This window comes from Sphingomonas natans, assembly GCF_030546695.1.
Taxonomy (GTDB): Bacteria; Pseudomonadota; Alphaproteobacteria; order Sphingomonadales; family Sphingomonadaceae; genus Sphingomonas_I; species Sphingomonas_I natans.
This window is the reverse complement of sequence record NZ_JAUOTP010000012.1, coordinates 22009-43222: the sequence shown is the minus strand read 5'-3', so window position 1 is coordinate 43222 and position 21214 is coordinate 22009. Positions and strand designations below refer to the sequence as shown.

At 67.6% G+C, this 21214-nt stretch carries 18 protein-coding genes and 1 tRNA gene; 5 read left to right on the top strand and 14 right to left on the bottom strand.

Going from position 1 to position 21214, the window contains the following annotated elements; translation table 11 throughout:
- Positions 1 to 28 precede the first annotated feature (28 nt).
- From Q4F19_RS20360 to Q4F19_RS20335, 6 genes are all read right to left on the bottom strand, one after another.
- A complete protein-coding gene (locus Q4F19_RS20360) occupies positions 29 to 2359 on the bottom strand; it encodes a TonB-dependent receptor (protein ID WP_303546536.1) in 2331 nt (776 codons plus the stop codon).
- Positions 2360 to 2524: 165 nt separating this feature from the next.
- Positions 2525 to 2785, bottom strand: a complete 261-nt coding sequence (locus Q4F19_RS20355; protein ID WP_303546535.1) for a ribbon-helix-helix domain-containing protein — start codon at positions 2783 to 2785, stop codon at positions 2525 to 2527.
- Positions 2785 to 3507, bottom strand: a complete 723-nt coding sequence (phbB, locus tag Q4F19_RS20350) for an acetoacetyl-CoA reductase (RefSeq protein ID WP_303546533.1) — start codon at positions 3505 to 3507, stop codon at positions 2785 to 2787. The genes Q4F19_RS20355 and phbB overlap by 1 nt, the downstream gene beginning before the upstream one ends.
- Before the next feature lie 38 nt (positions 3508 to 3545).
- The gene (gene hemH / locus Q4F19_RS20345) at positions 3546 to 4550 is read right to left on the bottom strand and encodes a ferrochelatase (protein ID WP_303546531.1); all 1005 of its coding nucleotides are present in this window, start codon (positions 4548 to 4550) and stop codon (positions 3546 to 3548) included.
- Positions 4547 to 6766 carry a xanthine dehydrogenase family protein molybdopterin-binding subunit gene (locus tag Q4F19_RS20340; RefSeq protein WP_303546529.1) on the bottom strand — a complete coding sequence of 740 codons (2220 nt, stop codon included), beginning with the start codon at positions 6764 to 6766 and terminating at the stop codon, positions 4547 to 4549. The genes hemH and Q4F19_RS20340 overlap by 4 nt, the downstream gene beginning before the upstream one ends.
- Positions 6767 to 6815: 49 nt before the next feature.
- Positions 6816 to 7835 (bottom strand): SDR family oxidoreductase, encoded by a 1020-nt coding sequence (locus tag Q4F19_RS20335; protein ID WP_303546527.1) that lies wholly within the window; start codon positions 7833 to 7835, stop codon positions 6816 to 6818.
- 112 nt (positions 7836 to 7947) lie between these two features.
- Here Q4F19_RS20335 and lgt point away from each other — a divergent pair, with 112 nt between their 5' ends.
- Positions 7948 to 8829, top strand: a complete 882-nt coding sequence (gene lgt / locus Q4F19_RS20330) for a prolipoprotein diacylglyceryl transferase (protein ID WP_303546526.1) — start codon at positions 7948 to 7950, stop codon at positions 8827 to 8829.
- Positions 8813 to 9880: a class I SAM-dependent methyltransferase gene (locus Q4F19_RS20325; RefSeq protein WP_303546524.1), complete on the top strand. Its 1068-nt coding sequence runs from the start codon at positions 8813 to 8815 to the stop codon at positions 9878 to 9880. The genes lgt and Q4F19_RS20325 overlap by 17 nt, the downstream gene beginning before the upstream one ends.
- A 90-nt stretch (positions 9881 to 9970) precedes the next feature.
- Here Q4F19_RS20325 and Q4F19_RS20320 read toward each other — a convergent pair whose 3' ends face one another.
- A complete protein-coding gene (locus tag Q4F19_RS20320; RefSeq protein WP_303546523.1) occupies positions 9971 to 10309 on the bottom strand; it encodes a BRCT domain-containing protein in 339 nt (112 codons plus the stop codon).
- A 147-nt stretch (positions 10310 to 10456) separates the two neighbouring features.
- Positions 10457 to 11116: a cysteine hydrolase family protein gene (locus Q4F19_RS20315; RefSeq protein ID WP_303546522.1), complete on the bottom strand. Its 660-nt coding sequence runs from the start codon at positions 11114 to 11116 to the stop codon at positions 10457 to 10459.
- A gap of 317 nt (positions 11117 to 11433) precedes the next feature.
- On the opposite strand from Q4F19_RS20315, the gene pgeF reads away from it, so the two are divergent.
- Positions 11434 to 12204 carry a peptidoglycan editing factor PgeF gene (gene pgeF / locus Q4F19_RS20310; RefSeq protein WP_303546521.1) on the top strand — a complete coding sequence of 257 codons (771 nt, stop codon included), beginning with the start codon at positions 11434 to 11436 and terminating at the stop codon, positions 12202 to 12204.
- Positions 12205 to 12241: 37 nt separating this feature from the next.
- Here the strand turns inward: pgeF and Q4F19_RS20305 are convergent, their stop codons facing one another.
- Positions 12242 to 12946 (bottom strand): DUF1134 domain-containing protein, encoded by a 705-nt coding sequence (locus tag Q4F19_RS20305; protein WP_303546520.1) that lies wholly within the window; start codon positions 12944 to 12946, stop codon positions 12242 to 12244.
- A gap of 133 nt (positions 12947 to 13079) precedes the next feature.
- Between Q4F19_RS20305 and Q4F19_RS20300 the strand changes: the two genes are divergently transcribed.
- A tRNA-Ser gene (locus Q4F19_RS20300) sits at positions 13080 to 13169 on the top strand.
- Between the two features lie 58 nt (positions 13170 to 13227).
- On the opposite strand, the gene Q4F19_RS20295 is transcribed toward Q4F19_RS20300, so the two are convergent.
- The 5 genes from Q4F19_RS20295 to Q4F19_RS20275 all read right to left on the bottom strand — a co-directional run bounded on the left by Q4F19_RS20295 (position 13228) and on the right by Q4F19_RS20275 (position 19068).
- Positions 13228 to 14445: a molybdopterin molybdotransferase MoeA gene (locus tag Q4F19_RS20295; RefSeq protein ID WP_303546519.1), complete on the bottom strand. Its 1218-nt coding sequence runs from the start codon at positions 14443 to 14445 to the stop codon at positions 13228 to 13230.
- On the bottom strand, positions 14435 to 14959 hold the full coding sequence (gene mobA, locus Q4F19_RS20290) for a molybdenum cofactor guanylyltransferase (RefSeq protein WP_303546518.1): 525 nt from the start codon (positions 14957 to 14959) through the stop codon (positions 14435 to 14437). Before mobA ends, Q4F19_RS20295 begins: the two co-directional genes overlap by 11 nt.
- The gene (gene fdhD, locus Q4F19_RS20285; protein ID WP_303546515.1) at positions 14956 to 15732 is read right to left on the bottom strand and encodes a formate dehydrogenase accessory sulfurtransferase FdhD; all 777 of its coding nucleotides are present in this window, start codon (positions 15730 to 15732) and stop codon (positions 14956 to 14958) included. Before fdhD ends, mobA begins: the two co-directional genes overlap by 4 nt.
- A gap of 10 nt (positions 15733 to 15742) precedes the next feature.
- Positions 15743 to 18031, bottom strand: coding sequence for an FdhF/YdeP family oxidoreductase (locus tag Q4F19_RS20280; RefSeq protein ID WP_303546513.1), 2289 nt, complete (start codon positions 18029 to 18031; stop codon positions 15743 to 15745).
- 119 nt (positions 18032 to 18150) lie between these two features.
- Positions 18151 to 19068 carry a M14 family metallopeptidase gene (locus tag Q4F19_RS20275; RefSeq protein ID WP_303546511.1) on the bottom strand — a complete coding sequence of 306 codons (918 nt, stop codon included), beginning with the start codon at positions 19066 to 19068 and terminating at the stop codon, positions 18151 to 18153.
- Between the two features lie 291 nt (positions 19069 to 19359).
- Between Q4F19_RS20275 and Q4F19_RS20270 the strand changes: the two genes are divergently transcribed.
- Positions 19360 to 21210: a methyl-accepting chemotaxis protein gene (locus tag Q4F19_RS20270; protein ID WP_341850209.1), complete on the top strand. Its 1851-nt coding sequence runs from the start codon at positions 19360 to 19362 to the stop codon at positions 21208 to 21210.
- Positions 21211 to 21214: the final 4 nt, after the last annotated feature.

Here is a 21214-nt window from a genome sequence, read left to right as displayed (position 1 = left end):
CCTCGCGAGAGGCCCGGCGCCGTTGGGATCAGAAGCTGTAGAACAGGCTGAGGATCGCCTGACGGCCCTCGCCAGGGCTCGCCCAGCCATTGTTGCGGATGCTGGTATAATATTTCTTGTTGGTGAAGTTCTGCACGTTGACCTGCGCGGTCAGCCCGCCGGCAATCGGGTAGGACAGCATCGCGCGATGGATCAGATAGTCCTTCGAGCGGTAGACCACGCCTGTATTGTTGAGGGCATAGTCGCCCTGATACGTGGCGCCGTATCCGAGCTGCAGCCCGAATGGCAGCGTGTAGGTGGTGAACAGGCTGCCCGAATTCTTCGGCGTCTGGTTGATGACCGCGCCCGCCTGGGCATCGCCAGTGCAGCCGGTGGTCGTGGGCCGCTCCTTGCAGACATCCGAGATGCTCTGCAAGATCTTCGTGTCGAGATAGCTGTAATTGGCGAAGATCGTCCAGTTCGGCGTGATCTTGCCCGACGCGCCCAGCGTGATGCCGTTGACGCGGCTCTTGCCGTCATTGACCTGCAGCGTGGGGAACAGCGGATCGAAACTCGTTACGGGGAAGTTGGTGCGCTCGTTGCGGAAGACCGAAGCGGTCAGCTGCAGCTTGGCGTCCATCAGATCGATCTTGCCACCGACCTCGTAATTGACCGCGGTCTGCGGCTTGGCATCGCATGGATCGACGTTGGGCGCGCCCGCGGCGATCGTGCCGCAGCCGGAGCGGACGGTCGAGGAGACAGGCGTCTTCGAATTGCCGTAGGCAACGTACAGGCTTGCGTTCGTGACCGGCTTGAAGACGAGGCCGACGCGGTAGGAGAAGAGATTGTCGTTCGCCGTCTGGTCCGCGCCGCGCGTGACCCGGCCGAAGGTTGCACCCGGCGTGCCGATAATCGTGTCGGAGCGGAACTTGGTCTTGAAGCCCTCGTAGCGCAGGCCGCCATTGATCTCGAACATCTCGCTCAGCTTGATCGCATCGAACAGATAGACGGCCTTCGTGATCAGCCGGCCCTCCGACGCCGCGGTCGGGATATAGTTGATCGGCCCGCCATAGATCGGATTCGGATTGGCGATGTTGATGGCCGGCAGCGTCGGATTGGGGGTGGCGCCCGCAATGTTGCGCAGCACGTTGCCGTTGCTGATATCATAGGTTTCGCGACCGATCGACGCGCCGAGATTGATCGTATGCTCGATGCCGACCGTGTCGAACACGCCGCGCAGATCGAACTGCGTGAACAAATTCCTGGTGTTGGTGAGGCGCGCCGTGCCGCGCGGGCCTGACGGGTAGAAAAGACCGGCCTGCTGGCCCGCCGCGCAGGCGACACCCGTGGTCGTCTGGCCGGTCGACAGGCAATAGGTCCCCTGCGGCGGATCGGCATACGTGTCCTGCTCCACCCGCTCCCAGCGGGTCAGGTTGCGCAGCGAGATCTTGTCCGTGAAATCATGTTCGAGGATCGCAGTCCCAATGTCGACCGACTGCGTCTGCTTGTCGATATCCTCGTAGCCATAATAGCCGCTGTAGCTCGCACCCGGAAGCAGCCCGCCCAACGAGGCGTAATACGGCACGCCATAGACCGGGATATTGTGATCCTCCTGGTGCGAATACATCAGGGTGAAGCGCGTCGGCGTGCCGAGGCCGACCGTGATCGACGGCGCGACGCCCCAGCGATGCGCATATTCGAAATCACGGCGCGGCAGATCGTTCTGATGCGCCATCGCGTTCAGGCGAAAGGCGACCGTGTCGGATAGCTTGATGTTGCTATCGACCGTACCACGAAAATAATCGTCGGTGCCGACCGCGCCCTGGACGACAGTAAGGTCCGCTTCCTTGGGGCGCTTGGTCACGAGGTTGATCGTGCCGCTGATCGACCCGCCGCCGCCATAGACCGAGTTCGCGCCGTTCACGACCTCGATCTGCTCCAAGTTGAATGTGTCCGAGCGGCTATATTGGGCGCTGTCACGCACGCCGTCGATCTGGATGTCATTATTCGCGCTCTGGCCGCGCAGGTTGATGCTGTCGCCATAGCCACCGCCGCCTTCGCCCGCGCCGAACGTAATGCCCGGGATCGTCGCCAGCGCATCGCGCAGCGAAAGCAGGTTCTGCTGGCGGATCGTCGTATTGCCGATGACCGTCACCGTCTGCGGAAGATCAAGCAGCGGGCGGGTATATTTGGGGCTCTCCAGCTTCCCGACCTTTACTTCGTCGGCCACCGCCGTGTCGGTGACGGTGACGCCCTCGAGCTCGGTTCCCTTTTCATCCTGGGGGCTGCTCTGCGCCTGGGCGGCGACGGGTGCTGCGATCAGGCCGACGCAGGAGAGAGCGAGAAAGGCCGAGGCCGGCCGGATTGTGTTCGAGCGCAAGGAAGACCCCCTTTGTTGCGACTGATTCTCATTTGCCGGCGCGGCTAATGCGAATCATTCGCATGGGAGTCAACTATGTTTCGACGCTGCAACGTTTCGAAACATGCGAGGATCAGGAGAATTCCGGGTTTTTCGCAGGGTTAGCGCGCCGTGGCGGCGAGGGAATCAGGCGACCGTGTCAGCTCTGAGACGCTGGAACAGCCAGACGCGGATCGCGCTGGCGAGATTGACGGCGGCACCCTGCCCCGCCCGCTCGGCATCGATGCGCGCGACGAGCGCGCTTAGTGGCAGGCGATCGGCGTCCGCGGCTTCGCGCAGCGCATCCCAGAAGATCGGCTCGAGCGTGACCGAGGTGGCATGGCCGGCGATCATCACCGATCGCTTGATCGGGCCCCGCTTCGCGTCGTCGGGGCCCGTCCGGTCCATCAATACATGTGCTGGCCGCCGTTGATCGACAATGTCGATCCGGTGACGAAGCCGCCATCTTCGGAGCAGAGAAAGGTCACGCCGCGCGCGATTTCGTGCGCGTTGCCGAGCCGGCCGACCGGGATCTTGGCAACGATCTTGGCGAGCACGTCGGCGGGGACCGCAGCGACCATGTCGGTATCGATATAGCCGGGCGCGATCGCGTTGACCGTGACGCCGAAGCGCGCGCCTTCCTGCGCGAGCGCCTTGGTGAAGCCGTGGATGCCCGATTTGGCGGCGGCATAATTGACCTGGCCATATTGGCCGGCCTGGCCGTTGATCGAGCCGATATTGACGAAGCGCCCCCAGCCGCGCTCCTTCATGCCCTTGAACGTGGCCTTCGCCATGTTGAAGCAGCCGCCGAGATTGGTGTCGATGACCGCCTTCCACTCCTCGTAGGTCTGCTTGAGCATCGTCCCGTCGCGGGTGATGCCGGCATTGTTGACGACGATGTCGATCGGGCCGAGCGCAGCCTCGACCGCGGCGACGCCCGCGTCCACGGCGGCCGGATCGGCGACGTCCCATTTGAAGACCGCGATGCCGGTGCGCTCGCTGAATTCCTTCGCGCGCTCGTCATTGCCGGCATAATTGGCGGCGACGATCGCGCCTTCGGCCTTCAGCGCGATGCTGATCGCCTCGCCGATCCCACGCGTCCCACCGGTAACGATTGCCACGCGCGCCATCCACATTCTCCCAACAACGCCTGCTTGTTAACCGCAGCCTATGAAACCGGGAGCCAGCCCGCAAGCTCTTGTCGGACAAGCGCCTCGATCATGTCCATTCCGCGCACGCCGGCATTGAGGCAGGGCAGATAGGCAAAATCCTCTCCGCCCGCGGCCAGGAAGTCCTCGCGGCCGCGGATCGAAATCTCCTCCAGCGTCTCCAGACAATCCGCCGAGAAGCCGGGCGTCACGATCGCCACGCGCCTTCCGGCACGCCCAAGATCGGCAAGCGTCAGATCCGTCGCCGGCCCGAGCCATTTGGCTTTGCCGAAGCGCGACTGGAAGGAGACGATCACCTCGCGGCCCAGCTTTTCGGCCAGGAGCCGCGCCGTCTTCTGGCAATGGCAGTGATAGGGATCGCCCAGCTCCAGCGTCCGCTGCGGCATGCCATGGAAGCTGGCGAGGATCGCATCGGGGACGAAGTCCAGCGCGGCGAGACCCTCCTCGATGCTCGCCGCGAGCGCGTCGATATAGCGCGGATCGTCATGATAAGGCGGCAGCGTCCGGATCGCCGGCTGCCAGCGCATCGCCGCCAGCGCTGCGAAGACCGCGTCGTTGGCGGTGGCCGTCGTCGCCCCCGAATATTGCGGATAGAGCGGCGCGAGCAGGATGCGCTCGCAGCCCGCCGCCTTCATCGCCGCGATCCTGTCGGCGATCGCCGGCCGGCCGTAGCGCATCGCATGATCGACGAGCACGCCGTCGCCCGCCAGCCGCTCGGCCAGCGCCTTGCCCTGCGCGCGCGTGATCGCGGCGAGCGGCGAGCCGTCCTCGCTCCACACCTGCTGATAGGCATGCGCCGACTTCTTCGGCCGCGTCGTCAGCACCACACCGCGCAGGATCGGCTGCCACAGCCAGGGCGGCAGCTCGACGACGCGGCGATCGGACAGGAATTCCTTCAGGTAACGCCGCACCGCCTTGGTCTCGGCCGCGTCGGGCGTGCCGAGATTGATGAGCAGCACGCCGAGCTTCGGCGCGGGGATCGGAGGATGGCCGGCGGGCTTCATGCGAGCGTCAGCGGCAATTGGCGCAGCCGCTTGCCGGTCACCGAGGCGAGCGCATTGGCGAGCGCGGGCGCGACGACGGGCACGGCGAGTTCGGCGACGCCGCCCGGCGCCTCGCGGCTTTCGATGAGTTCGATGACGATCTCCGGTGTGTCGGCCAGAAGCGGCAGGTGCAAAGCGGCGATCGAGCGCTGATCGACGATCCCGGCGGTGTAGGTGATTGCGTCGCCGAGCGCGGCGGCAAGCCCCCAGATCAGCCCGCCTTCGATCTGCTGGCGGACGATGTCGGGGTTGATGATCCGCCCGCAATCGACCGCGACGACGAGCCGCGAGACGCGGATCGCATCCTCCTCGACGCTCGCCTCCGCGAGCAACGCGATGTGGCTGCCGAACGCCGAATGGATCGCGAGCCCCTGCCCCGATTGCGCCTCGCCCGACCAGCCCCCCGCCGCCGTCGCGCGCGTGAGGCAGCGCGCGAGCCGCGGCGCGCCGCCGAGCTGCGCCATCCGGAACGAGAGCGGATCGCTGCCCGCCGCCGCCGCCAACTCGTCCATGAAGCTCTCGCCGAAGAAGGCGGTGTAGCTGTGCGCGACCGAGCGCCACATGCCGGTCTCGATGCCGATATCGGCAGGCGCGTGCGCGATCGCGACCGCCGGAATCGCATAAGGCGGCCGCGCGCCATCGATCGCGCCGAGCTCCGCGCCGCCTCCGCCGCCATAACCAGTCAGGCGCTTGCCCATCTCGCCCATCGCCGAGGGTGTCGCCACCGTCGCGCTCCACGCGGCGATCCGCCCGCCGGCGAGCTTCGCCTTCAGCCGCGCCTTCGCGGGCGGGCGATGCCGCGCGCGCTGCAATTCCTCGCCGCGGCTCCACAGCAGCTGGATCGGGCGCCTGGCCTCGATCGAGAGCAGGGCAGCCTCGACCGCCGCATCATTCTCCACCTTGCGCCCGAAGCCGCCGCCGACCGGCATCGGATAGACCGTCACCGCATCCTCGGACAGGCCCGTCGCCTGCGCGACCGCGCGCCGTGTCAGGCCCTGCGCCTGCGTCGGCACCCAGATTTCGATCCGCCTACTCGTCGCACGCGCCGTCGCGACCAGCGGCTCGATCGGAGCATGCGCGGCGAGCGGTACCGCATAATCGGCGGCGAGCGAGGGCACGGCGCCCAGCGCCGCATCCGCGTCGCCGATCGCGACGAGCCTTTTGCCGCCGTCCGCCAGCGCGCGATCCAGCGCGCCTGCGACATGCACCGCGCCGGGCAAGGTGCCGCGCGTCGCGAACTTCGCGCCGAGGGCATCGACCGCGCGATCCGCCGCCCACCAATTGTCCGCCAGCACCGCGACCCAACCGGGCCTGCGGACGATGCCGACGACGCCGGGAACCGCGCGCGCGGCCTTCTCGTCGATCGCGCCGAGCGTGGTGTCGCCGAGCGGGCCGTGGCGGATCGAGGCGAAGGCCATGTTGGGCAGGCGCACGTCGCCCGCGAAGCGCATCGTCCCGTCCACCTTCGCGGGCAGATCGAGCCGCGGCACCGACTGGCCCGAAAGCTTGCCCTCGCCGGGCTTGCGCAGCGGCAGCGGGCTCGGCGGCGCGAACCCCACCGCCTCGGCCGCCAGTTCGCCAAAGCGGAAGCGATCCTCGCCGCGCACGACAAAGCCGGCTTCGGTATCGCAGGCGCGCCAGTCCGCGCCGAGCCGCTTGCCCGCGGCCATGCACAACAGGATCCGCGCCGCGGCCCCCGCCTCGCGGAAGCGCTGCTCGAAGCCGCGGATCGAGCTGGAGCCCGCGGTCATCATCAGCGCCTCGCGCGTCGCGAACTCGCGCGCCGCCCAGCGGCCTGCGCCGGCGAGGAAGGCGGGCGCCTGCTCGGTCACCGCCTCTTCCAGCAGAAGCGTGTTGGCATAGACCGGATTGATCGGCGCGGGCTCGACGCCGATCTGCCGCCAGTCGGCGCCCAGTTCATCGGCCAGGATCTGCGGCAGCGCGGTCCATACGCCCTGCCCCATCTCGGCCTGTGGCACGATCACGGTGACGCGCCCGTCGCTGCCGATCTTCAGGAACGCATCGACGATCGTCTCGCCCGGCCCGGCGACGAGATTGGGCGCATAGGTCCGCGGCCACACGCCCCAAGCGAGCGCGAGCCCGACCCCGGCCCCGCCGCCGATCAGCAGGGTCCGGCGATCGAGGCCTTTGCGCGAAGGTCGGACGGGCGGCGCCATGCGGGCCTGATAGGGTCCGCGGCCCGGCCCGTCCACGATCTCGCCAGGCTTATGGATTGCCCTTGCCGCCATTCGCGCCGAACGCCTGGCCGGTCGTGTAGCTGAGTTCGTCCGAGGCGAGCGCGACATAGAGCGGCGCGAGCTCGGCGGGCTGGCCCGCGCGGCCGAGCGGCTGCTCCTGCCCGAACTTGGCCATCTCGCCCGGCAGCTGCCCGCCCGCGACCTGCAGCGGCGTCCAGATCGGCCCCGGCGCGACCATGTTCACGCGGATGCCGCGCTCCGCCATCTGCTTGGCGAGGCCCTTGGTGAAGATCAGGATCGCGCCCTTGGTGCTCGCATAATCGAGCAGCTCCGGCTCGGGATCGTAGGAATTGACCGAGCCGGTATTGATGATCACCGAACCCGGCTTCATGTGCGGGATCGCCGCGCGGCTCAGGCGGAAGAGCGGGAAGACATTGGTCTCGTAAGTGCGGACCATCTGCTCGTCCGATATCTCGAAGATGTCCTTCTTGGACTGCTGGTAGGCGGCATTGTTGACGAGGATGTCGAGCCCGCCCAGCGCCTTGACCGCATCGTCGATGAGCTTCTCGCAGGCCTTGAGGCTGCGGATATCGACCGGCAGCGCGACCGCCTTGCGGCCCGCGGCGCGGATCAGATCGACGACCTCCTTCGCATCGGGCTCCTCGGTCGGGTAGTAGTTGATCGCGACGTCGGCGCCCTCGCGCGCGAAGGCGATCGCCGCCGCGCGACCGATGCCGCTGTCGCCGCCGGTGATCAGCGCCTTGCGCCCCGCGAGCCGGCCCGAGCCCTTGTAGCTCGCCTCGCCGCAATCGGGCTTCGGATCCATCTTCGATTGCAGCGCGGGCCAGGGCTGGCGCTGCTCGGCATAAGGCTCGCTGCGATATTTGTGACGCGGATCGACAGGCGCGACCGTGCCCGATCCGTTGGCCGGGCCGCCCGAGCCGCCCGCCTGCGCCAGCGCCGGCCCGGCCGCGATCGCCGCGCCGGCCATGCCGACGGCCGCACCCTGGAGGACATTGCGTCGCGTCGTCTGCCGGTCTTCGTCCATATGCCACCTATGTCGTTGAAACTGTGGGCACAGAACAAGCGAGCGACGATCCGGTTCGGTTTGCGCGCCATTTATCTTCCGACACGCCTCAGGCTCGGCTAAGTCGCGGTTTATGAGCCTTCTCGCCCTCGCCGCTGCGACCGCCGCCGTCGCCGAGCCGATCCGCTACACGGATCTGCATCTGTCGCCGATCGCGCTGAACCTCGGCTTCTTCCAGATCCGCTGGTATTCGCTCGGCTATATCGCCGGGATCATGCTCGGCTGGTGGTGGCTGACCAAGCTGATCGCCCAGCCCGGCGCGCCGATGGCGCGGCGTCATGCCGACGATTTCGTCTTCTATGCCACGCTCGGCATCATCCTCGGCGGGCGGATCGGCTATGTGATCTTCTACGATCCGTGGATGCTGCGCGACGATCCGCTGCAGGTGTTCCGGCTGTGGGACGGGGGCATGTCCTTCCATGGCGGCGCGTTCGGCACCGTCGTCGCGGTCTGGTGGCTCGCCTGGCGCGAGAAGCTCTCGGCGCTGCGCATGATCGATTATGTCGCCTGCTGCGGCGGCTTCGGCCTGTTCCTCGTCCGCCTCGCCAATTTCGCCAATGGCGAATTGTGGGGCCGGATCACCGACGTCTCCTGGGCGGTGGTCTTCCCGGGTGCCGACGCGGGCCCCTATCCCCGCCATCCCAGCCAGCTCTACGAGGCGGCGCTGGAAGGCGTGGTCCTGTGGCTGATCCTCAACGCCTTCTTCTGGAAGACGCGCGCGCGCTACTGGCCGGGCTTCCTGCTCGGCGTGTTCCTGACCGGCTACGGCATTATCCGCTTCGCGCTCGAATTCGTCCGCGAGCCCGATGTCCAGCTCGGCATCCTGCCCTGGGGGCTGAGCATGGGGCAGACCCTGTCCGCGCCGATGATCATCGTCGGCATCTATTTCATCGCGACCGCCAAAAGCCGGCGGGTGCGCGTCGAGCCGATCGCGGGCCATGACAGCATCGCCTGACGCCCCGCCGCCCGCCGATCTGGCGGACGAGATCGCGGCCCTGATCGCCGCCGAAGGCCCGATCCCGCTCGGGCGCTTCATGGGCCTCGCCAACGCGCATTATTATGCGACGCGCGACCCGTTCGGCGCGGGCGGCGATTTCGTCACCGCGCCCGAGATCAGCCAGATGTTCGGCGAGATCGTCGGCCTGTGCCTCGCCGATCTGTGGCAACGTGCGGGCACGCCGAAGGCGGCCTATGTCGAGCTCGGGCCGGGCCGCGGCACGCTCGCGGTGGATGCGCTGCGCGCGATGGCGAAGGCGGAGTTCGCGCCGCCCGTCCATTTCGTCGAGACGAGCCCGATCCTGCGCGATGCGCAGCGCGAGCGCGTCGAGCAGGCGATCTGGCACGACACGATCGAAACGCTGCCCAAGGACGTGCCGCTGCTGATCGTCGCCAACGAATTCTTCGACGCGCTGCCCGTCCACCAATTGATCGCGACCGTCTCGGGCTGGCGCGAGCAGATGGTGGAGGGCGTCGCCGGCGATTTCAGCTTCGTGCCAGGCACCAAGCTGATGGACAGTCTGATCCCGCAGCATCTGTGGGATGCCGATCCGGGCCGGATCGTCGAGCAGAATCCCGCCGCGATCGCGATCGTCACCGCGCTCGCGCACCGGCTGGCGAAGCAGGGCGGGGCCTTGCTGATCGTGGATTACGGCCATGACGGCAGCCGCCACGGCGACACGCTCCAGGCGGTCCACGCGCACGCTTATGCCGATCCGCTCGTGAAGCCGGGCCAGAGCGACCTGACCGCGCATGTCGATTTCCTCGCGCTGGAGGCGGCCGCGACCGCCGCCGGCGCGCGCGTCTTCGGACCCGTCGAGCAGGGCCAGTGGCTGATCGCGCTCGGCATTTCGGACCGCGCCGGCGCGCTGACGCGCCAGGCGCGCGACCGCGGCAACGAGATCGCCGCCGCCTACCGCCGGCTCACGCATCCCGACGAGATGGGGAGCCTTTTCAAGGCGCTGGCGGTGGTCTCCCCGAAATGGCCGGAGCCCGCCGGCTTCGCGTGATCGGGGCTCCGGGGCCTATCCCCCGTCCGCTGCCGCGATCGACACCGCCAAGAGCGCAGCATCCGGCCCGAAGCCGGCGTCGGATCGCGATCAGCGCAGCTTCTTGGCGAGGGTCGCGGTGAAATCGGGATCCTTGTTCGCCACCCAATCGACGAATTTCCGGACGGCGGGGTCGGCCAGCAGGCCTTCCACATCCATGCCGTGGCGCTGCAGTTCGGAATTGGTGAAATTGACGATCAGCGTCTGCTGGCAGATCGGGTGCATCGGCACGACATCGCGCCCGCCCCGGCTCTTGGGCACGGGATGGTGCCAGACGATGGTCTTGCCCGTCGGCCGGCCGCACAGCCAGCAGGGCGGCGCCGCCGCCGGAGCCTCCTCGTCGCGCTGCGGATCGTCATAGGGACCGTGTCTGGGGTGCTTGCGGGCCATGTCCTGCCTGTCTCGCCTGATTGCCCCGCCCGCATAGGGCGGCCGTGCTGCGGTGCCCACTCCGAAGATGATCGAATGGAGGTCGCGGGACCAGACGCTGAAAGCGGACGGTCCGTTATCGCCCAGTAGCGGACCTTCTACACTCTTTCAGCTTGCGCGGATCAGGCCGATGATGTCGGTCGTGGATCGGACATCACCGAACGACCTATAGATTGTGAAAAGCGTGGAGTTATGCACTTCGTCGGATACAGTCGCATTGGCCTCTGCTGCCATAATAACCCTGTAGCCGCACGCTCTGGCGTCCCTGGCAGTGCCTTCGCAGCAGACATTTGATACCATTCCTGCAATAATTACAGTCTTGATTTCGCGACTCCCTAACTGGCTGTGCAAATTGCAGTGCAACGGGAAAAATGCGCTCGCGGTACGCTTTTCTAGGAACAGGTCTGACGGGTACCGCTCGAGACTAGGGCATAGGCGACTCTCGAGAGGCCCCTGTCCTCCCGAAACACGGAACGCCTCAGCAGCCTCCCTGCCGTAGAACTCGTTCGATAGATCAGGATAAGGATCGTCTGATGATGGGATCACCCACGCAATAGTCCCACCTGCGTCGCGCAACGGAGCGGCGATCCTATTGATGTTTTCGATAACATCGGCGCTGTGCTTATTACCGGCGAAGAATGGTACCATGTCGACTACCACCAAAGCGGTCGATCTTGGCGCAAGATGCGAGAAGGCATGGCGTCGCCCACGCCGTTGCTCCTGTCGGGCATACTCGCGCTCCGGAATGCTCCAATTATGCGTCATCATGACTCCGCAAACGAATAATCGGAAATGAGTCTCGTCGCAGCCATGCCATAAGACGACGTCCGCTAACCACCATTGCCGCCGTTACCTCCCCTCCCTGAAAGGGAGGGGATTGAGGGGTGGGTTGCTGTCCAGCCGAGCGCATCGGTGGATGGCGACCCACCCCCAGCCCAGCATCAGGTCGGTCATGCCCCCAGCATGACCTGAACAGCGCGGGGGCGCTGTTCACCTGATGCTCTTCCAGGGAGGGGAGCCAAACGTCCGCTCACCACCACAAGCCGCCATTCGACCCCGCGCCCGCGCCGTTCTAGAGCAGCGCGATGCCCGACCAGCCCCGCCCGATCCGCGCCCGCGCCCTGACCTCGCTGCCCCACGGCTTCCTCGGCCGCGAGGGCGGCGTCTCGACAGGCATCCATGCCGGTCTCAATGTCGGCCTCGGCTCGGACGACGACCGCGCCGCCATTGTCGAGAATCGGCGCCGCGCGACCGAAGCGATCCTCCCCGGCGCCTTGCTCGTCACTTTGCACCAGATCCATTCAGCCGATGCCGTGATCGTCGAGGCCGCCTTCGCCGATGCCGATCGCCCGAGGGCCGACGCGCTCGTCACCGATCGGCCCGGTCTGCTGCTCGGCATCCTCACCGCCGATTGCGCGCCGGTCCTGTTCGCGGACGTGGACGCGGGCGTCGTCGGCGCGGCGCATGCCGGGTGGAAGGGCGCGATCGGCGGCGTGACCGACGCGACGATCGCCGCGATGGAACAGCTCGGCGCCGACCGCAGCCGCATCGTCGCCGCGATCGGCCCGTGCATCGCGCGCGCCTCCTACGAAGTCGACGAAGGCTTCCTGATCCGCTTCTGCGAGGCCGATCCCGAGAATGAGCGCTTCTTCGCCGACGGGCGAGCAGGCCACCACCAGTTCGATCTCGAAGGCTATGTCGCCGCGCGGCTCGCCGCCTGTGGCATCGGCCGGATCGAGGCGCTCGGGCTCGACACCTATGCCGACGAGGCGCGCTTCTTCAGCTACCGCCGCGCCACGCATCGCGGCGAGCCGGGTTACGGGCGCGAGATCAGCCTGATCGGGCTAGCAGGCTGAGCGGTCGATCGTGACGTGAGCGCAATCGCGCCGCCGCTCAGAAGGGCGACCAGCGCGATTTCTCGCTGAAGCGCATATAGCCGACGTTCGCGCCGAGCCGCCAGCCGACGCCGAGCCGGATCGGCACCAGCACGACATCCTTGCGCTTTAGATAGCTCGCCTGGAAGCCGCCGATCACGATCAGATTGCCCTCGGCGGCGGGGTACCGGTTGAACAGCTCCTGGCTGTCGTACAGATTATAGACGAGCACGAAGGTCTTGCCGCCGTTCGCGCCGAGATCGAAGCCGAGCGACGGCCCCGTCCAATAGACCGGGCGCTGACCCTCCACCTTGTGGAAGAGCGTGCCCGATCCGTAGCGCACGCCGACCGCGATCGCGGCCCCCGCCTCGCGCCCGGCGATATAGGCGTCGGGGCGACCATATTGCTTGAAGGTCCGCTCGATGACCTTGGCGAGGCCTTCGGCACCCTTGCCGAACACGCCCTCGGCGGCCGCGAGCACGTCATTCTCCTGATAGGCGCCGTCGGCCGACGCCTGCGCCGCGGCATGTTCGGTCGCGGGCGCCGCGGGCGGCGGCGGGCTCGCCCGCTCGGGCGGCGCGACCCGCTCGGGCTCGGGCCGGGCAGGTGAATCGGACGGCCGCGCGGCGCGCGAGGCGGCGTTGTTGGGATCGATCGTCTGGACCTGCGCCACGGCGGGACCGCCCGCGAGCCCGATCGCCGCTGCCGTCGCCAGCCATTTCATGCCTCTGTCCATCGCTCGTCCCACCTCCGTTTAAGGGGGGAGATAGCGGATCGCGCGATTGCCTCACGATGAACGGCGACCCGCATTGATCGCCGCCCGACTGCTCGCTATAGCCGCCCCGTGCCGCCGGTCCGGAGACGTGGGTGAGTGGCTGAAACCAACGCTTTGCTAAAGCGTCGTACGGGAGACCGTACCGAGAGTTCGAATCTCTCCGTCTCCGCCAACCGATCGAAAGCCGCCGCCCCCGCGCGGCGGAAGGTCACCAAGCGGCGATCCCGAATCTAACGTCCGAAATGAAGCGTCTTGGGGAAGGCCAGGCGCCTTGTCTCTCCGCCCGAACGGTCGACGCGCAGCCAATGGTCGGCCGCCATCAGCGACGACAATATGTGCGATCGCTGATCGAAAGGCGTCTCGAAGCGTGCGGAGGGTCCTCGTCCGAACGTGCCGCGCAGGAAGAGGGTCGTGTCGTCCCGGCCTTGCTCGTCGCTGATCACTGCAAGACCGCGCTCGTCGGGCAGGCCGAGCATCGCGCGCAACGCCTGGCCGACGAAGAAGCGCATGCCGATGCAGGCCGAGACGGGGTTGCCGGGGAGGCCGAAGAAGGGGCGTCCGTCCGCCAGCAGCGCGAATAGGATCGGCTTGCCGGGCCGCATCGACAGGCCATGGAAGAGGATGCGCGCGCCGCGGCGCTCGAGCGCTTGGCGGACGAAATCATAGTCGCCCCGCGAGGCCCCGCCGGTCGTCACGACAAGATCGGCATCGGTCGCGCAGACGCGATCAAGCGCCGCCCCCAGCATAGCGAGATCGTCGCCGACGCGCTCCGATGCGGACAGGATCGCGCCCACGGACGAAAGGGTGGCGGCGATCATCGGCCCGTTGGCGTCGATGATCGCCGACGGATCGATCGCCGCTCCGTCGCGGGCCAGTTCGCTGCCCGTGACGACCAAAGCCACTCGAGGCGACCACATCACCGCGACCTGCCCGATCCCATAGGCGGCCATGCCGGCGACGATATCGGGCGTTATCACGTGGCCGGCGTCCAGCACCTTTTGCCCCGCGATCGCGTCCTCGCCGATTTCGCGGATGTTGAGGCCCGGCCGCGCCGGGGTGGAGATCGTGACATAAGCAGCGCCAGTCTCGACCGCCGAATGTTCGATCATGACGATGGCGTCCGCGCCATCGGGGACGGGCGCGCCGGTGGCGATGCCGGCGGCACTGCCGTCGCGCAGCGGCACCGGCCAGGTTCCGGCCGCGATCCGGGCTGCGATCGGCAAGCGGACGGGCGCCTCCGGCGTGGCGGCGGCAACATTTTGGCTGCGCAGGCAGAAGCCGTCCATCGCGGCAGCGCGAAATCCGGGGACGGTGCGGGCAGCGACGAGCGGTACGGCGGTGATGCGCCCCAAGGCGCGATCGATGGGGACGCTCTCGCCCGGCAGCGGCCGGACGTTCCCGCGGATGAGGGCGAGGCCCTCATCGACGCTCGGGCGGTCACCGCCCATCCAGCATCTCCAGATCGGCGGGCCGATTGATGTTGAAGGGCGCCGCATATGCGAGCGGACGGGCGTCGATGAGCCTGGCCCAGCGGCGCATCGATCGATCGCCACCGCCCTGCAGGTGAGCATCGAGCGCGGCCGCGTGTTCGCTGCGCCAGATGCCGATCACCGGCATGTCCGCGAGCCAGGCGTCACCCGCCGAAGACAGGATCAGGTCGAGCAATCCCTCGTCGAGCAAGGGCGTGTCGCACGGCGCGGTGACGACGCGATCGAAGCCATGCGCGCGGGCATGGTGAAGCGCGGCGTTGAGCCCCCCCAGCGGCCCGAGATCGGGCATCGGGCGGTCGGGGATCGCAGCCGCGCTGCCATGCGCGCGTCCACAGATGACGATCGTCTGCGACACGGATTGGAGGGCCGCGACGACGTGCTCGATCAGGGGGCGGCCACGCCAGAGCGCCAGCGCCTTGTCCGTACCGAAGCGGGAGGAGCGACCGCCCGCCAGCACCGCGCCGAGGATCATGGCAGGCTGATCAGCAGCGCATCGCGGCGCGCGAGCACCCGCAGGGCGAGCCCCGCGTCTGCGGCGCGGCGAACCGCGAGGTCGGTCGGCGCCGAGATCGTGGCGAGCATCGGGCAACCGGACAGAACCGCTTTCTCGACCAGCTCGTACGAGCAGCGCGAGGTGAGCAGCGCGAAGCCGCCTTCCCAGCCTTGCCCCGCGCGAACCATCGCGCCGATGAGCTTGTCGAATGCATTGTGGCGGCCGACATCCTCGCGGACGTCGACGATGCGGCCGTCCGCCGCGCAACGCGCCGCGGCATGGACCGCACCGGTCGCGCGGTTGAGCGGCTGATGCGCGTCGAGTGCGGACAGGGCCGCGAAGACCGCGCGATCCTCGCCGGCCCACGGCCGCGGCACGGCCGGCAGCGGACGCAGGGCCTGTTCGAGATTCTCGATGCCGCACAGACCGCAGGACGCATCCGCCGTGCGATGCCGCACGCGGTGCGCGAGCCGCGCGACGCTCGTCTCGGCGACCGCCACGCGGACGACCATCCCGGCCTCCGCCTCATGGATATCGACATCGGCTATGTCTTGCGCACCGTCGATCAGACGCTCGGTCAGCAGGAAGCCGTGGACGAGATCGTCGAGGTCGGACGGGCTGGCCATGAGGACCGCGTAGCCAAGGCCATTGACCTCGATCGCGACGGGCATCTCGACCGCGAGTTCCCGCTCGATGCGCTGCGCCGCTCCCTCCGGCGGTGCCCTCAGGAAATCGTGCGGCGCCGTGTTCATCGGCGACGCATCACGCCGCGATACGCACGGGGACCGATTTGGCGGCGGGCACGTGACTTTCCTCGGCATGATGCTCGACCGGGATCAGCACGTTGCACTCGGGATAATAAGCGCCGAGGCAGCCGCGCGGAATATCATAGGGCGTGACGATCAACCCTTCCTGGCGGCGCGCCTTGCCATCGCCGGCATCGCTTTCCAGCGCGACGATCTGGCCCGCGCTCAGCCCCGCCTCCGCCATGTCGGCCGCGTTGATGAACAGCACGTCGCGCGTGCCCTTCACCCCGCGAAAGCGGTCATGATAGCCGTAGATGGTCGTGTTGAACTGGTCGTTCGACCGCAGCGTCATCAGCCGATACCGGCCCGGCGCATCCGCGAAACCCGCGGCGGAAAGATGCTCGGGCACCAAGAATTCGGCCTTCTTGCTGGCGGTGAGCCAGATGCGTTCGGACGCCTTGTTGCCCTTCCAGAAACCGCCCGGCGTGAACAGACGCGTCTCGTAATCCTTGAAGACCTCCGGATAGGTTTCGGCGATGGCGACGCGGATCCGGCGATAGTCGGCGACCCACGCATCCCAATCGACATGCGGGTTCGGCGGCAGGATGCGCTTGGCGATCGCGCCGACGATCGCGGGTTCGGAGAGAAGGTGCGGGCTGGCCGGCTTCGCCTTTCCGCGCGAACCGTGAATACAACTGGTGCTGTCCTCGACCGACACCGCCTGCGGGCCGCTGGCCTGCACATCCTCCTCGATCCGGCCGAGGCACGGCAGAAGATAGGCCACCTTGCCCGGGAAGAGGTGGTTGCGGTTCAGCTTGGTCGCGATCTGGACGGAGAGCTGCAGCCTCGTCCACGCCTCCTCCATCGGGCCGGTCTCGGGCACCGCCCGCAGGAAATTGCCGCCGAGCGCGATGAACGCCTTGACCGATCCGTCGATCACGCCGCGGCAGCTCTCGACCGTGTCGAGGCCCTTCTCCCGCGGCGCGGTGAAGCCATATTGCGCCTCGAGCCTGTCGACGGGGACGAGTTCGGTCTTCTCGGTGATCCCGACGGTGCGCTGCCCCTGCACGTTGGAATGGCCACGCACGGGCGTCGGGCCTGCGCCCGGCTTGCCGATATTGCCGCGCATCAGCAGCAGGTTGACGACCATCCGGACGTTCTCGACGCCCTTCACATGCTGCGTCAGGCCCATGCCGTAAATGGCGAGGACCGCCTTGGCCTTGGCGTAGATACGCGCGGAGTCCTCGAGCTCGGCCTGGGGCAGGCCGGATTCGTGCTCGATCGCGGCCCAGTCGGCGGCGCGGACGGCATTCAGGAAATCGGGGAAGCCCGACGTATGCTGCTCGATGAAGTCATGATCGAGCACGGCCGGTTCGCCCGCCGCGAGCGCGGCATCGTCCCATTCGACGAGGAATTTGGCGATTCCCATCATCGCCGCAATGTCGCCGCCTGCCTTGACCTGATGATATTGGGTCGAGATCGCCGTCTCGCCGAGCGTCGCCATCTCGATCGGGTTCTGGGGATCGGTGAACCGTTCGAGGCCGCGCTCCTTGAGCGGATTGAAGGTCACGATCTCCACGCCGCGCTTCCGGCAGTCGCGCAGATCGTGGAGCATGCGCGGCGCGTTCGATCCGACATTCTGGCCGAAGAACAGGATCGCGTCGCAATGCTTGAAATCCTCAAGCTGCGTCGTACCGACCGGAACGCCGATCGCCGCCTTCAGCCCGACCGACGTGGATTCGTGGCACATGTTCGAACTGTCCGGCAGATTCTGGTTGCCGAACATGCGCGCCATCAGCCCGTACATGTACGAAGCCTCCAGGCTCGTACGGCCCGAGGAATAGAAGACGACCGATTTGGGATCGAGCGGCCCCAGTTCCGCGGCGATTCCGTCGAACGCCTCCTCCCAGCTGCAGGCGACATATTTGTCGGTGGCGGCATCGTAGCGCAGCGGATGGGTCAGGCGCCCATGCTGCTCCAGATCATAATCCTTCCACCCGCGCAGCTCGGCCAGGCTATGCTCGGCGAAGAATTCGGGTGTGGTCCGGAAGGTCGTGAGTTCCCACGCGGTCGCTTTCGCGCCCTCCTCGCAGAATTCGAACGGATGATGGTCGGCGGGCTTCGGCCAGGCGCAGCTGACGCACATGAAACCGTCCGGCTTGTTCTGGCGCGCGAGCTCGCGCAGCGCCTCGGGCTTCACATGCTCGCGCGGCATGATCTCGGCGAGCGAGCGGACGGAACCCCAGCCGCCCGCGGGTCCGGCGAAGGGCTTGATCTGCGGCTTGTCGGACTTCTGCTCGGCCATCCCGCTTCACCCTAACCTGTAAAAATATCTCGACATTTTGCCTTCGGGCAGAAGCCTAAGGCGGGAACGGGGCGGCAGGCAAATGGTTCATGACGCGATCGATCGGGGCGGTTTGCGCGTCACGGATGCGCCAGCGCGTAATCCAGCGCCGCGCGGACGGCCGCGACCTGCGCGTCTATGCATTCGGCGGGGGTAGTGCGCGGGCTGTCGGGATAAACCTCGGTGATCGTGGTGTAGCGCGCGCCGGTGATCGAGGTGGCCAGCCCCAGCTCCGCCAGCGAATATGCGATCACGCCAGGCGCGACGACAGGCGATCCGATGATCTCGCCACGCGGGTCCGGAGGCGCGATGTGGGTCACTTGCTCCACGGCGGAAATGATCGCTTGCTGGAAAGCGGGCTGCGGATTGGCGCTATCGTCGACCAGATAGAAGCCGTCGGGGATCTCGCCCGGCTCGTAGGGCTCGCCGTCGCGTGCGGCGAGCGCAGGACGAAACTCGCTTTCGTCGCTGTCGGTCGTTTCGTGCAGATCGATGTGAAGCAGGAAACCGGCTTCGACCGAGCGGATAAGTGCGATCAGGGCGACCGCCTCCTGCGCGGGACCGTCCGCGCGGAAATTGCGGTTGGGATCGACGGCGTCGTAATTCCAGCGGTTGATGCGCTCATAGGCCCAGGGGCTTACGCACGGCACCGCCAGCAGGTTGATCTTGCCCGAATAAAACGCGGCATGCCGCTCCAGGAATTCGAGCACCCCCATCACGCCGCTCGTCTCGTAGCCATGCACGCCGCCGGTCACGAGCGCGGTCGGCAGCGCGGGATCGAAGGCGCGATCGCGCAAGGCGAGCAGCGTATAGGTCTCGCCCGCATAATCGAGCCGCCCGTAGGCGAGCTTTTCGTACCGGGCGGCCAGCGCATCGATCCGCGGCACGACATCCTCGCCGTACCGGCGCTGGCGAGACTGGCGCGAGCGCCACTCACCGATCTGCTCCGCGCCCCATGGCTGGCCGGGGATGCCGATGGGATAGCTGCTGTCTGTCATGTCGGTCTCATCATGGGACGATAGCGCCGTCTGCACCGTCGGCTTCAGGTAGCGTCGCACCGGGCATCGGCGCCAGCCAATAGGCGGAGTCATTGCAGATTTTGCGAGAACGTCGCGCATCGGCGACGTGCCAACGGGGGGCCCTGGGAAGGCTGGAGATCGGTGGCGAAATGATCTGCGCTGCCCTATGCCGCGCCTCTCCTGCTGGTTGAGAGCGATTCTATGGCTTTGGTCAAGAAATCTACCCTTCGGTCACCTTCCCGAACCGTGGGTGCTTCGCCGGACGAGCAGATGGCGGCGCCGAGGCCGGTCGTGCGCCGGGCGCCGTCCAAGGCGAGCGCCGCCACTGTCATCGAACGGATCGATCAGGCGACGCAGGAACTGGCCAGCGGCCTCGCGGAGGCATCGGCCGCATCGGTCGAACTTCAGCAATCGATGGATCGGATTTCGAGCGGCGCCGAGGAGGCGGCGGGCGCGGCGCAGGAATCGCTGGGCGCGATCGCCGCGCTGGGCGCCGCATTTCAGAAAGCCCGCGACCGTGCGGCGCAGGCCTCCCGCCAGTCGGCGATCGTCGAGGCGGCCTTCCAGGCGGCGGGCGTCCAGATCGATACGTCGGTCGCCGCGATCGAACTCAACGCGCGCCGCCAGGCCGGTGCGGTCGAGATCATCGGCTCGCTGGAGAACGCGGCGGCGCGGATCGGCGAAATCGGCCAGACGGTGGCCGACCTGTCCGAACAGACGAGCCTGCTCGCGCTGAACGCCGCGATCGAGGCCGCGCGCGCGGGCGATAGCGGCGCGGCCTTCGCGGTCGTGGCGGACGAAGTGCGCGCCCTCGCCGAAAGCTCGGAGAGCAATGCCGGCGAGATCCAGACGCTGGCGGGCGGCATCGCCACCGACGTCCGGATCGTCGCTGGCCGGATCCGATCCGCATCGGAGATCGCGACGGCCGAGGCCGATGCGGGGCGCCAGGTGATCGATCAGCTCGACAAGGGGCGCGCCGAGCTGACGGCGCTGACGACGGACATGGAGGGGATCCTCCTCTCGGCGGTCGAGGCCGATACGGCGGCGCGCGAAGCGGAACGCGGCGCGGAGCAGGTCGCGAGCGCCGCCGAGGAGCAATCCGCCGCCGCGGCCGAGGCGCAGCAGGCGATCGAACAGCAAAGCGTGTCGCTCGACCAGAGCCAGCAGACCGCCGAGGAACTGGGCAAGGTCACCGCCATGCTTCAGGACGGCGGCGCGCGGAGGGCCAGCGCCGAGGAGGTCGCGGCGGCCGCCGAGGAATTGTCCGCGACGGTGCAGGAGCTGTCCGGCGCCTCCAGCCAGATCCAGGTCGCGATCGAGCAGATCGGGCGCGGCGCGGAGATCCAGGCGGCGGCCACGCTGCAGGCCAACAGCGCGATGACGCAGATCGAGCGATCGGCCGCAGCCGCGCAGGAGCGCGCCAGCCGGACGTCCGATCGCATTGGCGCGGTCGTCGCCGACGTCGCGATCAGCCGCGAGACGATCGGGAGGCTGGCCAATGGCGTGGAGACCTCGCTCGTCGAGACCCGATCGGTCTTGGGATTGCTGACGACGCTGGGCGATACGGGACGGCGGATCGAGAAGATCACCGACGGGCTCGCGCTGATCGCCGTCCAGACCAACATGCTGGCGGTGAGCGGATCGGTGGAATCGACGCGCGCGGCGGAAGCCGGGCTCGGCTTCGCCAACGTCGCAGGCGACATCCGCAAGCTCTCCCGCGAATCCGCGCTCAATGCCGAACGCGCCAAGGATACGGTGCGCGCGATCCAGGACCAGATCGCCTCCGTGCGGCGCGACCTCGACCAGATCGTGGGCGCCGCGGAAGGCGAACTTGCGCACAACCGCGCGATGGTCGAGCGGCTGAAGATCATCACCGCCGATCTGGAATCGGCGCAGACCGCCAGCCTGGGCATATCCGATGACGCCGCTGCGATCCTGCGCTCGGTGCGCGAGGTGCGCAGCGGCACCGAACAGATCGCGACCGCCGCCGAGATCGGCTCGGGCGCGGCGCGCGAGGCGGCCAGCGCCGCCCGCCAGCAATCGCAGGGTGCCGAGATGCTGGCCGCAGCGATCGAGGAGATCGCCTCGCTGGCGACGGCGCTGATCGAGACCGCCGCCTGAGCGT

Bases quoted from the DNA above. Each gene is read 5' to 3' on its own strand.
- mobA (WP_303546518.1), bottom strand. From the start codon at position 14,959: ATGATCCTCGGCGCGGTGCTGGCGGGCGGTCGCTCCTCCCGCTTCGGT.
- Q4F19_RS20325 (WP_303546524.1), top strand. From the start codon at position 8,813: ATGACAGCATCGCCTGACGCCCCGCCGCCCGCCGATCTGGCGGACGAG.
- Q4F19_RS20355 (WP_303546535.1), bottom strand. From the start codon at position 2,785: ATGGACCGGACGGGCCCCGACGACGCGAAGCGGGGCCCGATCAAGCGA.
- lgt (WP_303546526.1), top strand. From the start codon at position 7,948: ATGAGCCTTCTCGCCCTCGCCGCTGCGACCGCCGCCGTCGCCGAGCCG.
- fdhD (WP_303546515.1), bottom strand. From the start codon at position 15,732: ATGAACACGGCGCCGCACGATTTCCTGAGGGCACCGCCGGAGGGAGCG.
- Q4F19_RS20270 (WP_341850209.1), top strand. From the start codon at position 19,360: ATGGCGGCGCCGAGGCCGGTCGTGCGCCGGGCGCCGTCCAAGGCGAGC.
- Q4F19_RS20305 (WP_303546520.1), bottom strand. From the start codon at position 12,946: ATGAAATGGCTGGCGACGGCAGCGGCGATCGGGCTCGCGGGCGGTCCC.
- pgeF (WP_303546521.1), top strand. From the start codon at position 11,434: ATGCCCGACCAGCCCCGCCCGATCCGCGCCCGCGCCCTGACCTCGCTG.
- Q4F19_RS20320 (WP_303546523.1), bottom strand. From the start codon at position 10,309: ATGGCCCGCAAGCACCCCAGACACGGTCCCTATGACGATCCGCAGCGC.
- Q4F19_RS20315 (WP_303546522.1), bottom strand. From the start codon at position 11,116: ATGATGACGCATAATTGGAGCATTCCGGAGCGCGAGTATGCCCGACAG.
- Q4F19_RS20275 (WP_303546511.1), bottom strand. From the start codon at position 19,068: ATGACAGACAGCAGCTATCCCATCGGCATCCCCGGCCAGCCATGGGGC.
- Q4F19_RS20280 (WP_303546513.1), bottom strand. From the start codon at position 18,031: ATGGCCGAGCAGAAGTCCGACAAGCCGCAGATCAAGCCCTTCGCCGGA.
- Q4F19_RS20340 (WP_303546529.1), bottom strand. From the start codon at position 6,766: ATGGCGCCGCCCGTCCGACCTTCGCGCAAAGGCCTCGATCGCCGGACC.
- phbB (WP_303546533.1), bottom strand. From the start codon at position 3,507: ATGGCGCGCGTGGCAATCGTTACCGGTGGGACGCGTGGGATCGGCGAG.
- Q4F19_RS20295 (WP_303546519.1), bottom strand. From the start codon at position 14,445: ATGGGCGGTGACCGCCCGAGCGTCGATGAGGGCCTCGCCCTCATCCGC.
- Q4F19_RS20335 (WP_303546527.1), bottom strand. From the start codon at position 7,835: ATGGACGAAGACCGGCAGACGACGCGACGCAATGTCCTCCAGGGTGCG.
- hemH (WP_303546531.1), bottom strand. From the start codon at position 4,550: ATGAAGCCCGCCGGCCATCCTCCGATCCCCGCGCCGAAGCTCGGCGTG.